This window comes from Proteus genomosp. 4 str. ATCC 51469, assembly GCF_003144375.1.
GTDB lineage: Bacteria > Pseudomonadota > Gammaproteobacteria > Enterobacterales > Enterobacteriaceae > Proteus.
This window is the reverse complement of record NZ_PENV01000008.1, coordinates 33,301-48,626: the sequence shown is the minus strand read 5'-3', so window position 1 is coordinate 48,626 and position 15,326 is coordinate 33,301. Positions and strand designations below refer to the sequence as shown.

General features: G+C 36.7%; 15 protein-coding genes. 11 read left to right on the top strand and 4 right to left on the bottom strand.

Going from position 1 to position 15,326, the window contains the following annotated elements; all coding sequences use genetic code 11:
• The first annotated feature begins 122 nt into the window (after positions 1 to 122).
• Positions 123 to 716: a GNAT family N-acetyltransferase gene (locus DK866_RS09180; RefSeq protein WP_109408657.1), complete on the top strand. Its 594-nt coding sequence runs from the start codon at positions 123 to 125 to the stop codon at positions 714 to 716.
• 102 nt (positions 717 to 818) lie between these two features.
• Entirely contained in the window at positions 819 to 1,532 is a 714-nt protein-coding gene (locus DK866_RS09175; protein ID WP_109408656.1) for a MarC family NAAT transporter, read from the top strand.
• Here DK866_RS09175 and DK866_RS09170 read toward each other — a convergent pair.
• Positions 1,529 to 2,200: a transglycosylase SLT domain-containing protein gene (locus tag DK866_RS09170; RefSeq protein ID WP_109408655.1), complete on the bottom strand. Its 672-nt coding sequence runs from the start codon at positions 2,198 to 2,200 to the stop codon at positions 1,529 to 1,531. The two genes, DK866_RS09175 and DK866_RS09170, sit on opposite strands and share 4 nt — an antisense overlap.
• Positions 2,201 to 2,780: 580 nt before the next feature.
• On the opposite strand from DK866_RS09170, the gene DK866_RS09165 reads away from it, so the two are divergent.
• The 5 genes from DK866_RS09165 to DK866_RS09145 all read left to right on the top strand — a co-directional run bounded on the left by DK866_RS09165 (position 2,781) and on the right by DK866_RS09145 (position 7,368).
• Positions 2,781 to 3,689, top strand: coding sequence for a metal ABC transporter substrate-binding protein (locus tag DK866_RS09165; RefSeq protein ID WP_109408654.1), 909 nt, complete (start codon positions 2,781 to 2,783; stop codon positions 3,687 to 3,689).
• Positions 3,686 to 4,573, top strand: a complete 888-nt coding sequence (locus DK866_RS09160) for a manganese/iron ABC transporter ATP-binding protein (RefSeq protein ID WP_109408653.1) — start codon at positions 3,686 to 3,688, stop codon at positions 4,571 to 4,573. Before DK866_RS09165 ends, DK866_RS09160 begins: the two co-directional genes overlap by 4 nt.
• A gap of 2 nt (positions 4,574 to 4,575) precedes the next feature.
• Positions 4,576 to 5,487 carry a metal ABC transporter permease gene (locus DK866_RS09155; protein WP_109408652.1) on the top strand — a complete coding sequence of 304 codons (912 nt, stop codon included), beginning with the start codon at positions 4,576 to 4,578 and terminating at the stop codon, positions 5,485 to 5,487.
• Positions 5,484 to 6,341, top strand: a complete 858-nt coding sequence (locus tag DK866_RS09150; protein ID WP_036937443.1) for a metal ABC transporter permease — start codon at positions 5,484 to 5,486, stop codon at positions 6,339 to 6,341. Before DK866_RS09155 ends, DK866_RS09150 begins: the two co-directional genes overlap by 4 nt.
• Positions 6,342 to 6,495: 154 nt before the next feature.
• Positions 6,496 to 7,368: a fructosamine kinase family protein gene (locus DK866_RS09145; RefSeq protein WP_109408651.1), complete on the top strand. Its 873-nt coding sequence runs from the start codon at positions 6,496 to 6,498 to the stop codon at positions 7,366 to 7,368.
• Positions 7,369 to 7,495: 127 nt separating this feature from the next.
• Here the strand turns inward: DK866_RS09145 and DK866_RS09140 are convergent, their stop codons facing one another.
• Complete coding sequence (locus DK866_RS09140; RefSeq protein ID WP_109408650.1) at positions 7,496 to 8,035, bottom strand: YniB family protein; 540 nt, start codon at positions 8,033 to 8,035, stop codon at positions 7,496 to 7,498.
• A gap of 199 nt (positions 8,036 to 8,234) precedes the next feature.
• On the opposite strand from DK866_RS09140, the gene hxpB reads away from it, so the two are divergent.
• From hxpB to DK866_RS09120, 4 genes are all read left to right on the top strand, one after another.
• Positions 8,235 to 8,903, top strand: a complete 669-nt coding sequence (gene hxpB, locus DK866_RS09135; RefSeq protein ID WP_109408649.1) for a hexitol phosphatase HxpB — start codon at positions 8,235 to 8,237, stop codon at positions 8,901 to 8,903.
• 308 nt (positions 8,904 to 9,211) lie between these two features.
• On the top strand, positions 9,212 to 9,778 hold the full coding sequence (locus DK866_RS09130; protein ID WP_109408648.1) for a metal-dependent hydrolase: 567 nt from the start codon (positions 9,212 to 9,214) through the stop codon (positions 9,776 to 9,778).
• Between the two features lie 242 nt (positions 9,779 to 10,020).
• A complete protein-coding gene (locus tag DK866_RS09125) occupies positions 10,021 to 11,412 on the top strand; it encodes an L-cystine transporter (protein WP_072070396.1) in 1,392 nt (463 codons plus the stop codon).
• 146 nt (positions 11,413 to 11,558) lie between these two features.
• Positions 11,559 to 12,422: a hypothetical protein gene (locus DK866_RS09120; protein WP_244179678.1), complete on the top strand. Its 864-nt coding sequence runs from the start codon at positions 11,559 to 11,561 to the stop codon at positions 12,420 to 12,422.
• Positions 12,423 to 12,507: 85 nt separating this feature from the next.
• Here DK866_RS09120 and htpX read toward each other — a convergent pair whose 3' ends face one another.
• Positions 12,508 to 13,386 (bottom strand): protease HtpX, encoded by an 879-nt coding sequence (gene htpX / locus DK866_RS09115; protein ID WP_109408646.1) that lies wholly within the window; start codon positions 13,384 to 13,386, stop codon positions 12,508 to 12,510.
• Positions 13,387 to 13,804: 418 nt separating this feature from the next.
• Positions 13,805 to 15,157, bottom strand: coding sequence for an OprD family outer membrane porin (locus DK866_RS09105; protein ID WP_109408644.1), 1,353 nt, complete (start codon positions 15,155 to 15,157; stop codon positions 13,805 to 13,807).
• Positions 15,158 to 15,326 lie beyond the last annotated feature (169 nt).

Genomic DNA, 15,326 nt, shown 5'->3' with positions numbered 1-15,326 from the left:
TTCTGAATTTTACCTACTTTTTAATAACCGTTTAAATAACCATATCAATTCATAAATTTGTTATGTATAAAAAGTATTCTTAAGAAACGCATTGTTATTAACAACCCCAGAGAATATTTATTATGAAAAAGATAACAGAGTGGACAACACTGGAAGGAAAACTTGTACGTTTAGTGCCTCTTAGCATGGAACATTATTCCGAACTTTATGAGCTAATTGAAAAAGATAGGCCCGATGAACTTTGGTTTACAACTGTTCCTTCAGTGACAGAATTGAAACGTGATATTGAACATAAGCTTCAATTGCAGCAAAAAGGGGTAATGTTGCCTTTTTCCATTATTTCTAAAGCTAATAACCGTGTGGTTGGCATAACAACCTTTATGAATATTGATAATCAAACACCAAGATTAGAAATTGGTTCAACATGGTATGCCAAAGAAGTACAAAGAACAGGAATAAACACAGAAGCTAAATATCTTTTACTTAAATATGCCTTAGAAGACTTGCAATGTATTGCTGTTGAATTTCGTACTCATATATTAAATCAGACTAGCCGTAGAGCGATTGAGCGACTTGGTGCAAAGCTGGATGGTATTTTGCGTAATCATAGATTAACAACAGATGGTCAAAAAAGAGATACTTGCGTTTATAGCATTACTGATTATGACTGGGGGGCAGTAAAAGTGCACTTAGAATGGCTTATGAAAAAATACTAATACACATTAAGATTATTATGCTTAAAAATAACTTTTTTGCTGTTTAATTTGTTATCATAAATACTCCTTAATTACCTGTTATTATAGGAGCTTTTATATTCCATGCACTCTGCTTACCAGTTTTTTCAGGCTATTGGCCTTGGTCTTATTTTACTTTTACCTTTAACTAATCCATTAACGACTGTTGCTCTCTGGCTTGGTCTTTCAGGAAATATGACCAAAGAACAGCGTAATCAACAATCTTTAATGGCATGTGTCTATATTTTCCTCATTATGACCATCGCGTTTTATGCAGGTCGCGTCATAATGACAACCTTTGGTATTTCGATACCCGGTCTTCGTATTGCTGGTGGGATGATAGTAGCCTTTATTGGCTTTAGTATGCTGTTTCCTAATACACCTAATGTCGATGATCCTATTTCAGACGATAATAATCCTCACCACAATCCCAAAGAGCCTAATATTGCCTTTGTTCCTTTAGCAATGCCAAGTACCGCAGGTCCCGGAACCATTGCAATGATAATCAGTACAGCAGCGTCAATCCCATCACGTACTGATATTGCACAATGGGTATTATATATCGCCCCTGTGACAACCTTCTTTTTAATTAGCGTTATCGTTTGGGTATCACTTCGTGGCTCCACCAGCATTATGAAATATTTAGGTCACAGTGGTATTGATGCTATTTCTCGTGTAATGGGATTTTTATTAATCTGTATGGGTGTTCAATTTATGATTAACGGCGTTCTTGAAATTATTGCAGATTTGCCTGCTTTATTAAAACAGGCCCAAGCCGCAGCTAATTTGCCAGATTAATTATCCCCTGCATGGTAAGCTGCTCTTACTTTAGCTAAATAACGTGGTGCTTGAGTTGCCGGATGGTTTTTTTCAACGTAACGATAAAAATCATCCGCACTCATTGAATTAATTTTAGCTATCGCATTATCTCTATCTTTATCAAATGTTCTCAATAAAGCGCCTGCACCATTAACATAAGCAAGAATGGTGGCGTAATAAAGTGTTTCAGGATCAGCAATACCAACAAGGTGGCGTTCTCTTAATAGTTGAATATAAGCAGTACCTAAATCAATATTAATAGCGGGATCTTTCAATTGAGCTGTTGTTGGTTGCCCCGCTTTTCCTCTATTTTGATAAACATCTCTTCCTGCTGTCGATGCTTTAATTTGCATTAATCCAACTGCATTTGATTTACTAATCACCTCTGGTCTAAAGTTAGATTCAACTTGGATGATCGCTTTAATTAATGTTTCATCAACATTATAACGGCTAGAGGCTTGCTGTATGTGATTATCAAAAGGGGTTGCTTTCCATTGTGCCGTAGATATTGAAGCATTATTAATACGACTATTTATCGGCTTTTGGCTTAAAAATCGAGATGTGTCTTTTTGAATTGGTTGACGAGCATTATCAGCACAACCAGCAAGAAGCAAAATTGCCAAAGAAAAGATGATTTTTACTTTCACGTTTTATCCTTTTGCATAAAGGGTTGTACAAGACATATTTATATATCAACAAGTTGGAAATATATTATTCTATTTTCACACAAAAATGCATGTTAAAATATGGCAAAGCGCGAGAAATAAATCAATCTATTACTACTTCTAGTGTGTGCGTTTTATCTCAAATTTATCCTATTCCCTGTTTTCCTCCCAAAATCTCTCAATCAGAATTGAAGCAGCCATAATAGGTTTATATTGAGCTATTGCATATTCTAAAATAAATCATATGAATTAATTACGTTAAGAGGAGTTTTTATGGGAACTATAAAAACTGTAGAAGTATAACAAGTGTTGGTTTTTGAGGAAAAGTGAGCTTTATAAGTAATAAAAATAAGCTCTTGCACAAATAGTTACGAACGATTGTTAATTTTTGTGACAAAACCAGACAATCTACTTAACATTTGTTGGAATACATGTTGTTATCTTATTTCTAGTCGTTATCAAATGAAGCTTTTTACACAGAGATAACTTGACTTCCTTGAAATGATATTGATAATCATTATCAATTAAGAAAATAACTCTGCAACTATAAGGCAATAATAATATGGATATATTTCGCTCTGTAAACAAACTTTCACTTACGGCTTTATGCCTTATGGCAACTGCCTTTTTAACCACGCCTGCACAAGCAAAAGATAAACTTAAAGTAGTCACTACCTTTACTATTATTCAAGATATCGCACAAAATGTCGCTGGAGATGCAGCGATTGTTGAATCAATTACAAAACCTGGTGCTGAAATTCATGATTATCAGCCTACCCCAAAAGATATTGTAAAAGCCCAAAAAGCTGATTTGATCTTATGGAATGGTTTAAACCTTGAACGCTGGTTCGAACGTTTTTTTAATGAGTTACGTAATGTTCCTGCGGTTGTAGTAACTGAAGGCATCACTCCAATGGCAATTAGTGAAGGTGCTTACAAAAACAATCCGAATCCACACGCATGGATGTCACCAAATAACGCATTAATTTATATTGAAAATATTCGTAAAGCACTTGTTGAACACGATCCTGATAATGCAGCAATTTATAATCAAAATGCAGCAAATTACGCAGAAAAAATTAAACAACTTGATGCACCATTAAGAGAAAGATTATCTCGTATACCACAAGAAGATCGTTGGTTAGTAACCAGCGAAGGCGCTTTCAGTTATTTAACTCATGATTATGGCTTTAAAGAAGTTTATTTATGGCCAATTAATGCAGAAGAACAAGGTACACCGCAACAAGTTAAATATGTCATTGATACAGTAAGAAAACACAATATCCCTGTAGTCTTTAGTGAAAGTACAATTTCAGATAAACCGGCTAAACAAGTCAGCAAAGAAACTGGGGCAAAATATGGCGGTGTTCTTTACGTTGACTCACTTTCCGCTGAAGGCGGTGAGGTTCCTACTTATATTGATTTAATTACTATCACTGTGGATACAATTGCGAAAGGATTTGGTCAATGAGTAAAATAAAAACGAATCCAACGTTGACAGTTGATAACGCCACTGTCACCTACAACAATGGTCATACCGCTATCTTTGATGCGAGTTTCTCTATCACGGGTGGCACAATTTGTGCCCTCGTCGGTATCAATGGTAGCGGTAAATCCACTCTGTTTAAAACCATTATGGGGCTAGTAAAGCCCTCTAAAGGTAAAGTGACATTAAACGACAATCCTATTCAACAAGCGTTAAAGCAAAACATGATTGCTTATGTACCACAAACAGAAGAAGTTGACTGGAATTTTCCTGTGCTTGTTTCTGATGTTGTAATGATGGGTCGTTATGGAAAAATGGGTTTTTTTCGTATTCCATCAAAACATGATCATGAAGTTGTTGAAGCATCGCTAGAGCGTGTGGGGTTATCTGGATTAGGTCATCGTCAAATTGGTGAACTTTCTGGTGGTCAGAAAAAGCGCGTTTTCTTGGCACGAGCAATGGCTCAAGAAGGTACTGTTTTATTACTCGATGAACCCTTTACTGGTGTCGATGTTAAAACCGAAAATGCTATTATCGAACTTTTACGTAATTTACGTGAAGAAGGTCATCTCGTTTTAGTTTCAACACATAACTTAGGAAGTGTGCCTGAATTTTGTGACCACGTTATTTTAATAAATAGAACTGTATTAGATAGTGGACCAACTGAAACAACCTTTACCCAAAAGAACTTAGAACACGCATTTGGCGGTGTATTGCGTCATATTAGCTTGTCGGGCTCTGATCTTCATGATGACGATGATCCACGCTCACTTACTGTAATTACTGATGATGAACGCGCGGCCGTTTTTTATGGTCATCAAAAAGAACATACTCCAGCGCACCAAAGTCAGCGCAAACAAGGAGATTAGCCATGCTAGATTTACTCCTACAACCTTTTGAATATAACTATATGGTGAAAGCTATTTGGGTTAGTGCCTTAGTAGGTGCTGTCTGTGCGTTTCTTTCATCCTATCTTATTTTGAAAGGTTGGTCATTAATGGGAGATGCTCTTTCCCACTCCGTTGTTCCTGGTGTTGCGGGGGCTTATATATTAGGTTTACCTTATGCGGTCGGTGCTTTTTTTACGGGTTTGCTCGCTGCATTATCAATGACATTTATTCGCCATATCACACGCCTTCGTGAAGATGCCGTTATTGGCTTTATTTTTTCCACTTTTTTTGCCTTTGGTCTGTTGCTGGTTTCGCTTAAACCGACAGCCGTCAACGTTCAGACCATCATCCTCGGAAATATTCTAGGCATTGCAGATGAAGATGTATGGCAAGTTGTAATTATTACAGGTGTCTCTTTTCTCGTCTTATTTTGTATCTGGAAAGACTTACTGGTAGTTTTCTTTGATGAAATCCATGCCAGATCTATTGGTTTATCACCTTTAAAATTAAAAATTATCTTTTTTACTTTATTAAGTGCTTGCACCGTTGCTGCACTTCAAACTGTTGGTGCCATTCTGGTTATTGCAATGGTTGTAACACCTGGCGCAACAGCTTATCTACTCACCGATCAATTTAAACGACTTGCTATTATTGCTATCTGCATTGGCACAATAACCAGTGCTGTAGGTGCCTATCTTAGCTATTTCTTTAATGGCGCAACGGGTGGCGTCATTGTCACAATGCAAACTGTACTCTTTTTATTAGCATTCTTATTTGCACCTAAACACGGCATGTTAGCTGCTCGTCGCCGTGCTCGCCAAAGCTCACAACAGTTAATCTCACAATCTCATCAGCACCAAGAAGCTCCAAAACAAGAAGAGGTGAAACTATGAATGAGCTAATTGAATTTTTCATTGAACCATTTCAATATCCTTTTATGCAACGGGCTATCATTGCCGCTATCATTATCGGGATCGCCTGCGCTATTTTATCTTGTTATATGGTTTTAAAGGGCTGGTCCTTGATGGGAGATGCTATCTCTCACGCTGTGTTACCCGGTGTAGTGCTTGCTTATGTCACTGCCATTCCATTAACGGTCGGTGCCTTTCTTTCTGGCTTGTTTTGCTCATTTGCCACAGGATATTTAAAAGAGCACAGTCGTATTAAAGAAGATACCGTGATGGGAATTGTATTTTCAGGTATGTTTGCTGTAGGTTTGGTTATTTTTGCCAGTGTCGATACAGACCAACATTTAATGCATATTTTATTTGGTAATATTCTGGGTATAACGCCAGATGTATTAACTCAAATTAGTATTATTTGTTTAATTACCATCACAATCATGCTAGTTAAGCAAAAAGATTTTATGCTTTATTGTTTCGATCCTAATCAAGCACGGATCGTCGGTTTACCCGTTACCTTATTGCACTATGGCTTACTGTCTATTTTGGCATTAACTATCGTTGCTTCAATGCAGGCCGTTGGGATTATTTTAGTTGTCGCTATGCTTATTTCTCCGGGGATCACTGCGTATTTATTAACACGTAGTTTCTCTCGTATGATAATGCTAGCTATTATATTTTCTGTCGCATCCAGTGTGATTGGTACATTTATTAGTTTCCATATTGATGGAGCAACAGGCCCATGTATTGTGCTAACTCAAGCTATATTCTTTATTATTGCGTTATTCTGTAATCAGATTAAATTAGCAAAAATAAAGCGACAAACAAAACCCGCGAACGCCTGATAATCTCCTTTATCTTCGCAAAAACGGGATAATCATCCCGTTTTTTAGCTTTATACTTTATTGATTTAATTAAAGTGTTATTGTCATAAGATAAACATCGCTCGTTATTATTTTATTTGGGTCTACTGAGTAAACAACTTTGCGAGGTGTAAGTATGTGGCAGAATATAGGTCGTTTACTGGAATCAAACTTAGGATTTTCAGCAAAGATAAACGAAAAAACTCACCTTTCTAGTGGCGATATTCACCATACATGGAAAATTTATTATGGTGATACACCCGTCTTTGTAAAATCTAACTTGCGTGAGTTTCTGCCTAATTTTAAAAATGAAGCAGAACAACTTGAAATGCTGGCAAAAAGCCAAACAATTCGTACTCCTCGCGTTCTTGGCATTGGTAATAGCAAAGATGCCAGCTTCTTACTCCTTGAATTCTTACCTGTTCAACCTTTTACACCACATAGTGCCTATTGCTTTGGTCAACAATTAGCAAGACTACACCAATGGGAAGATCAACCTAGTTATGGTTTTGATTTTGATACCCAAATCGACACAACTCCCCAACTAAATGGTTGGGAAAAACGCTGGAACCACTTTTATTCTGAAAAACGGATTGGTTTTCAACTGCAATTGGCATCAGAAAAAGGGATGGTCTTTGGTGATATCGATGAGATAACCCAAATTATTCATCATCGTCTAGCTGATCATAATCCACAACCGTCTTTGCTTCATGGCAACTTATGGCCTAAAAACTGCGCAGCAATTGGCCTATCTGAAGGGACAGTTTTTGATCCTGCCTGCTATTGGGGAGATAGAGAATGTGATATAGCGATGCTACCACTTTGTACTGCAGTACCCGCTAATATTTTTGATGGTTATCAGAGTGTTTGGCCGTTATCTGAAAAATTTTTATTACGTCAGCCCATTTATCAACTCTATTTTTTCCTCAACCGTTGTAATTTATTTGGTGGCGAAGAAGATTACTTAGAAGCCCGAAAAATTATTGATGATTTATTAGCCACCCCCTGACAAAAGATAAAAAACAGTTTAAAACAGGTAATAAGCTAAAAATATAACCTCGCCAGCTCACATTGTGCGAGGTTTATTTTCCCTTCAGTTAGATAAATGAACTATCCTCGTTCATTATAAAATACTATTACCACCCTAAAAATTTCAGTAAGAAATACCCAATTGCCATGACAATAATTGGTGATAGATAAAGCACCATAATTTGAGTGAAAATAGTATGTCGTGGTAATTTGATATTTTGTTGTAGCTCTTCTGCGGTGATGCCACTCTTCATCGCTCGTTCAATAATAAGCTGATCTTGTATATTTTCTTTTAAATACTTAACTTGGCGATAAATTCGTAATCCCGATGCACTAAACGCCAACCCAACAAACATAAGAAGAAAAATAACAAAGAAAGTGATGTTTTCCTGACTCAATCCCATTTGTGTATTAGGGATAGGTGAATTTCGCCAGAAGAAGCCTAAAAATGGTGTATTAAATTGTACCATTTCCGCTAACACACGAAAAAAATCATTGATCACGGCATTTACACCATCACCACTTGGACGTTGGATTGCAGCCAATCCTATCAACGACACTGTTGTAGAAATAAAGGCAGGAATAAAAATAAGCCAACCAAGAACACGCTTTGAAATGGCATATAATCCTGCATATTGATAACTCATCACATCCTCACTAGTAGAATTCGTCAATATTTATCTGTTTATCGTAGTCTAATTAACGGCTAATACGACAATATATTAATAGTAGCCATTCTCTCTATTTATTTTACTAAATAAATAAGAAACTGATTAAAAAGATTTTCTTTGTAACTCTTGCTACAATCGCCATTCGACAACATAGACCTTATTTATGGAGAGTAACATGTCTTTTAAATTCCCTATTGAAGCTGCTATTTTTGATATGGATGGTTTATTAATCGACTCTGAACCATTTTGGCAGCAAGCAGAACATGAGGTCTTTGCTGAATTAGGCGTCGATTTATCCCTTTCATCGGCAATGCCCGATATGGTTGGATTAAGAATAAACGAAGTCATTGATTTATGGTATAAAGCCTCACCATGGCAAGGCGTTTCAAAACAAGAAGCAAAACAAAAAATGGTTTCTCGTGTTGTCAAACTGGTTGAAGAAACCAAGCCACTTTTACCCGGTGTCGAACATGCTTTAGAACTTTGTAAATCATCAGGATTGAAAATTGCGTTAGCATCAGCCTCTCCTGATTTTATGCTTGAGCGTGTACTTGAGTTGTTTAATATTCGTCATTATTTCTCAGCTGTCGTGTCTGCTGATGAATTACCTCACAGTAAGCCACATCCAGAAGTTTATCTAAATGCAGCCAAAGCACTCAATCTTGACCCAATCCACTGTGTTTCATTAGAAGATTCTCGTAATGGTATGATTGCCTGTAAAGGTGCAAGAATGCGCTCTATCGTTGTACCAGCAGCAACACAATTTAATGATAAGCAATGGGGTTTAGCTGATGTGAAAATTGCCTCTCTTAATGAGTTAACACAACTACATTTATTAGGTTAGTTTCCATCAATAAAAGGGATATTTTGCTTTATTCGATATCCCTTTTATTCTGCTTCTAACACTTTATTCTTCAATACTACCTTTTTTACTCTTGGCGTTTTCTTACTCATTTGCCTTAATGCCACCAGCTCCCATTCCACCTTTTAGGTTTTTATCCTAAATTCGATCATTTTTAAATCAATCAAATAAAATATTTCTGTTATTACTTAATATTTAAGGCAATTTTTACCTTTTTTGTCTGTTAGTTATCATCAAAACCTTTTATACTTTATCACTGTATAAATGAACAGCAAACAAATAGACTTGGAATGACCGCAGAAGGACATTTACTTTTTTCTGTTGCAACACTTGTGTTAGCACAGAAACTTGAAATAACGCCAGCTCTTGCTCATGGTGATTGGTTTCACATGATCCCTGCTGTCTTATTAGGCTCACTTTTACCAGACTTAGATCACCCAGGCTCTATCCTTGGGCGATTGTTCCGTGTTATTTCTCTTCCCTTATCAAAACTTTGCGGCCACCGAGGTTTCACTCATAGCCTACTCGCATTTTGTGGTTTAGCGATTTTATGGGAAACCCAAGTTTCACCACGCTGGGAAATTTCAGCCGATATCTTTCATGCTCTTTTACTTGGTTATCTTAGCCATCTCATTGCCGACATGTTAACCCCAGCAGGTGTTCCTTTCCTATGGCCTCTAAAAATGCGCTTTGCGCTACCTATTTTAGGTAAAAAAAATAATAAAAAAGGTGAACGTTTTATCTCCGTTCTTATTCTTGTAGGCGCACTTTTTTTGCCACCACACCTTACTGTTACATTGCCTTCGCAAGTCAATAACTGGTTACAGATGTACCACGACAAGCGCACTAATTTTTAACACCCCCTGACAAAACCCTACGTTTCTCTATTTATTTATAAATTCTTACATCTTTTTATGCCTATTTTCTTGTCTTTATAACTAAACGATTATATAAAAGAATAATTAATTATAAAAAGTTATTAACAATCCTGTTACCCTATAACGAGTTGATGCTGTTATATCCTTTCTTACTATCTAAGAACTCATATCGCATACAATCGTCGAAATTATATAAATAAAGATCTCGTTGGAGAGTTAAGATGAATTTTCCGTTAATCATTAACGTACTCGTCTTTGTTGTGTTATTACTCGTCTTGGCTAAATTAAGTCAACGTCAGTGGAGCCTTTCAAAGAAAGTTCTTGTTGGTTTAGTTTTTGGTGTTGCTTTTGGATTAGCGCTACACGCATTCTATGACTCACACGATCCTATTATTAAAGAATCTATTCTTTGGTTTAATATCGTGGGTAATGGTTATGTTCAGCTATTACAAATGATCATTATGCCATTAGTATTTGCCTCTATTCTTAGTGCTGTTGCTCGTTTGCATCAAGCATCTTCACTAGGAAAAATCAGTGGATTAACTATTGGTACTTTATTATTTACCACTGCCATTTCTGCATTAATTGGTATTGTGATCGCCAATTTATTTGGTTTAACCGCAGAAGGCTTAGTACAAGGCGAACAAGAAGCACAACGCTTAATTGCGCTTGAACAAAATTACATGGGTAAAGTTTCTGACTTAACCATGCCTCAGCTTATTTTGTCGTTTATTCCTAAAAACCCATTTGCTGACTTAACAGGTGCAAGCTCAACATCGATTATTAGCGTTGTTATCTTTGCTACTTTCTTAGGTATGGCTGCGCTGAAATTACTCAAAGAAGACCAGCCTCGTGGCGAAAAAGTCTTAGTTGCGATTGATTGCTTACAATCATGGATCATGAAGCTAGTTCGTATTGTTATGATGTTAACTCCTTATGGTGTTATGGCGCTGATGACTAAAGTTGTAGCCAGCTCAAATATGCACGACATCATTCAATTAGGAAGCTTTGTTGTTGCCTCTTATGTTGCTATTGGCTTAATGTTTGTGGTTCATGGATTACTCGTTAGTTTTACAGGCTTAAATCCAGTTAAATTCTTCAAAAAAGCGGGCCCATTATTAGCATTTGCATTTACTAGCCGTTCAAGTGCAGCAAGTATCCCGTTAAATATTGAAACACAAATCAAACGTGTAGGTGTGCCAGAATCTATCGCGAGCTTCTCATCATCTTTTGGCACAACGATTGGCCAAAATGGTTGTGCAGGTATCTACCCTGCAATGCTCGCTGTTATGGTTGCACCAACCGTAGGTATTAACCCATTAGATCCAATGTGGATTGCCACTTTAGTTGCTATCGTAACCGTCAGCTCTGCAGGTGTTGCGGGTGTTGGTGGTGGTGCCACATTTGCAGCTCTTATCGTTCTGCCTGCAATGGGTTTACCTGTAACATTAGTTGCCCTATTAATCTCTGTAGAGCCATTAATTGATATGGGACGTACCGCATTAAACGTCAGTGGCTCAATGACAGCAGGTACAATCACCAGCCAAATTATGGGACAAACGGATAAAGCAGTCTTCAATCAAGATGAAGAAACAGAACTTACAGTAAAATAAACTTTATCTACCTCTATTGATCAAGCCAGTTCATTTGAACTGGCTTTTTTTTGTGTCTATTTGTATCTATATTAAGTTACATATCTTCCATCTATGTCATTCACCAATATCAATAGAAAAACCTATAAATATAACAAGGTAAAATCGTGCAAAAAATTATGCGAGTTTTGCGAAAACTCTATAAGTATGAAAACAGCCAGTATGATCCTGAACGCCAAGTTTCTCTTTATCATCTTGATGTTCTTTCAGAAAAGGAAAAAAACATATTATTAGCGACCAATTGGCAACCTAATATTATTGAAAAATTTGCGGATCACTCTGATGTTATCAATCAATTACATAGTTTAAAAAACAATCCGTTACTCACTCAAAAACGTTGTTTAGATGCATTTGTGGCTGGTGTGGGTGGCAGCTATCTTAGAGGACGTTCTGTTTTAGGAGCTTTTCATAAATTACAAAATTTACCACTACATAATTATGACGAAAAGCCTCAATATGCCTGTTGTTGGATTTGTAGTGATAGAAACCAACAAAAACATATTAATGATAGTTATTTTCAATATTGCCTCTATTACGGTAATTCTTATACTGGCAACCCCTCTTATGCTTATCTGAATTTAAAGCACTTACTAACAGTCCCTCCCGTAACTACAACGCAGGCAGACAAAGAGACCTTTAAGCAATTACTTCATTTATTACGTAACGCCCCTGAAGATGAAACTCCAGGTAAGTTTGAAAAAAGGTTAAATGAAGCTAAATTAATTTCTGGTGATAAATACACCAAGCGGGGTATTTTGCACTCACTTGCTTTAGTGGGTGTTATTCCCAATGCCTTTATTTCATTATCTTTAAATAGCTGGGCCAATTTCGGTGATATTACTATTGCAGAGGATCAGCTTAATAACACTAAAGGACGTTCTGATATGGAGATGCCATGGGCGGGATGGAAAGGTAAGCTCAAGATTGATGAGGAAAAAACCGTGGCTTATTTTGGGGAATATTTAGACTAAATATCAATATGTTCCATAAAAAACGCCCAATACTGTTCATATTGAGCGTTTAAATATTGGCGTTAATTTATCGCCTATAATATTTTTATTTTAGATACTCACCATTGCGCAGTGCTTCAATACGCTTATCTAATGGTGGGTGAGATAAAAATAATTCACTAAAAGACTTATTACGGCCATTAATACAGAAAGCCATCATACTGCTCTCTTCTTGTGGCTCATAGCTCGTTTTTAAACGTTGTAATGCTGCAATCATCTTCTCACGGCCAACAAGTTTTGCCGATCCTGCATCTGCATGGAACTCACGATAACGAGAGAACCACATGGTAATAATGCTCGCCAGAATACCAAACACAATTTCCAGAACCATTGAAACACCCATATAAACCCATGGGTTACCATTGCTATTTTCACTCTCTTCATCACTCGAAATAAAGTTAGCAACGAATTGTGCAATGATACGCGAAATAAAGATAACGAAGGTATTCACAACCCCCTGAAGCAAGGTCATAGTTATCATATCACCATTAGCAACATGGCTGATTTCGTGAGCAATAACCGCTTCTGCCTCATCACGACTCATACTGGCTAATAACCCTGTACTTACAGCCACCAGCGAAGCATCACGACGAGCGCCTGTCGCAAACGCATTGATATCAGGTGCATCATAAATAGCCACTTGTGGCATTTTAATACCGACTTGTTCAGATTGGCGTCTTACCGTATCTAATAACCAACGCTCTACTTCTGAAGTTGGGTTTTCGATAACTTGACCACCCACTGAACGTAATGCCATCCATTTTGACATTAACAGTGAAATAAATGCACCACCAAAACCAAACAAACCCGCCATGATCATCAAACCTTGAACACTGCGACCTTGTATACCTGTTAAAGATAAGATGATCCCAAAAACAAACATTACAGCTAAGTTTGTTAAAAGGAATAACGCAATTCTCATCATATTGATACTGTTCCTATTTTATCTAATTATCACATTGCAAAAACTACCTTATAAATAAGGCTTTTTTGAATTTTATCAAGTCTTTTAACGTATTTAATACTAAAAACAGTATAACTTTACATTTTGATAAATAAATAGGATTTAATTACCCACTTATTGGGCATTATTTAAAACTGGAAAGAAATGAGTGTTCAAAAATGGGCGGGACAATTGTTTGTATTATTTAGCTAAAGAGATAAGCACCAGAGAAGGCTTTATAACGTTTAATCTATCAACAAAAAAGTGGAAAAGATTAGCATATAAACAGAACACTATTATCGACGAGCTCACTGTAGCTATGCTCTTTGTGCACGACTTTGTAAGTAATACAAATCGTGCACATAAGACAAGCAATAGCGTGATTAACGCTATAAACTAATTACATTTTAAAACGATATGTGGTTGTCATAGAGCCTGATAATGAATGTGCTCGTTGTGAATGACCATCATACAGTTTTGGTGTGGTGTAATCGTTTTCTTGCTGGTGGTGCCAACCGATACCACCACTTAAAGAAACAGAAAGATTTTTTGTTGGTTTCCAATAGCTAAATAAACCAAACTGTCCTTGTTTTAATCTTTCACCTGAATAACTGAACTCACTATAGTTAGTACGTGCACCAACTGACAGCTCTTTACTAATTCTGTACTCGGCTTCCAATGCACCCATAACCTCACCATCACGTACATAGTCAATATCAGCGTAAGCTGGTGAGTTAAAGCGTCCACGAGTATTACCAATTGGATTACGTGCAAATTGACCAACACCATTTGCTTTCTCAGCATCGGTATAAGTCACACCAGTACGTAATGTCCATGGTGACTCAGGAATTCGCCATTCCATCGTACCTGCAAAGTGCCATGCATCATTATCAAAGTTACGCTTGCCTTTATTAGCATCACTTAATGTACGTTTACCATCACTACCATAATCGTGATAATAAACAACACCACCAATAGTCACGTCTGAGGTTAATTTATATTTTGCTTCTAAGCCTTGCTGACGGAATACATCATCCGCTTGGCCATAGAAATAAAATACTTTTAACGGTTTGGAGTTATAGTTAATTCCACCAGTTAATACATGATCGATGTTGTGTCTGTTACCATTACCATCACTGAAATACATTCTGTCGATATTTGGACTATCACGACGCATTACTTTACCGTCAAGAAACAGTAAATCTAAGCTCCAATCACCCATTGCTGTGTTGGTAGCATAGCCATTATAGCTGTTTAATGATAAGCGCTGTGAGTTAGTAAAAATACCCGTATTTTTCAGCGTAAACCAACCTGCTTTACCGTTAATTAAAACAGGATCTAAATCAAATTTAACTTTTGCAAAGCGCTGACCAATTTTGTTATAGCCTTTTGCATCGCCATCATCATTATATAAAATTGCACGGGAGGCGAAGTCTTTACTTGCACCTAATTTGATACCACCATAATAAGAGACATCAAATCCGAGGATGCCACCTAAATAACCAGATCTGAAATCTGCTTGAAAGTTTTGACCCCAAGCATTAGCAACTTGTTTTCTATAACGTTGTTCATTTTTATCGAAACGGTTTTCTGTCTTTAGGTATTTCCACATATTAATTGTAGAAAGCTCAAGTTCAGAGTCGGAAACAAATGCGCTCTCTTTAATAGAATCTTCCCAATTTCCAGCATTGGCGGCGCTAACAGCTAAAAAACAAGGGGACAACATAAACAATACTATTCTTTTTACTTTCATTTTAAGTCAACCTGGTTAACAAATATTTGAGTTGATTTATATTGGCTTATATTCAACAAGTTCAACAAAACACCATTCTTATATTTAGCTAAAAAAACAACCCTTGATTAAATTTCTGGTTACATACATTTCAAATACTAAAGTTATTTTTAGGCATGAAAAATCCAAT

What these genes read in the sequence shown, in the direction of transcription:
- DK866_RS09105 (WP_109408644.1), bottom strand. Translation starts at nt 15,157, where the DNA reads ATGAAAGTAAAAAGAATAGTATTGTTTATGTTGTCCCCTTGTTTTTTA.
- DK866_RS09160 (WP_109408653.1), top strand. Translation starts at nt 3,686, where the DNA reads ATGAGTAAAATAAAAACGAATCCAACGTTGACAGTTGATAACGCCACT.
- DK866_RS09155 (WP_109408652.1), top strand. Translation starts at nt 4,576, where the DNA reads ATGCTAGATTTACTCCTACAACCTTTTGAATATAACTATATGGTGAAA.
- DK866_RS09150 (WP_036937443.1), top strand. Translation starts at nt 5,484, where the DNA reads ATGAATGAGCTAATTGAATTTTTCATTGAACCATTTCAATATCCTTTT.
- DK866_RS09175 (WP_109408656.1), top strand. Translation starts at nt 819, where the DNA reads ATGCACTCTGCTTACCAGTTTTTTCAGGCTATTGGCCTTGGTCTTATT.
- DK866_RS09145 (WP_109408651.1), top strand. Translation starts at nt 6,496, where the DNA reads ATGTGGCAGAATATAGGTCGTTTACTGGAATCAAACTTAGGATTTTCA.
- htpX (WP_109408646.1), bottom strand. Translation starts at nt 13,386, where the DNA reads ATGATGAGAATTGCGTTATTCCTTTTAACAAACTTAGCTGTAATGTTT.
- DK866_RS09130 (WP_109408648.1), top strand. Translation starts at nt 9,212, where the DNA reads ATGACCGCAGAAGGACATTTACTTTTTTCTGTTGCAACACTTGTGTTA.
- DK866_RS09165 (WP_109408654.1), top strand. Translation starts at nt 2,781, where the DNA reads ATGGATATATTTCGCTCTGTAAACAAACTTTCACTTACGGCTTTATGC.
- DK866_RS09140 (WP_109408650.1), bottom strand. Translation starts at nt 8,035, where the DNA reads ATGAGTTATCAATATGCAGGATTATATGCCATTTCAAAGCGTGTTCTT.
- DK866_RS09180 (WP_109408657.1), top strand. Translation starts at nt 123, where the DNA reads ATGAAAAAGATAACAGAGTGGACAACACTGGAAGGAAAACTTGTACGT.
- hxpB (WP_109408649.1), top strand. Translation starts at nt 8,235, where the DNA reads ATGTCTTTTAAATTCCCTATTGAAGCTGCTATTTTTGATATGGATGGT.
- DK866_RS09125 (WP_072070396.1), top strand. Translation starts at nt 10,021, where the DNA reads ATGAATTTTCCGTTAATCATTAACGTACTCGTCTTTGTTGTGTTATTA.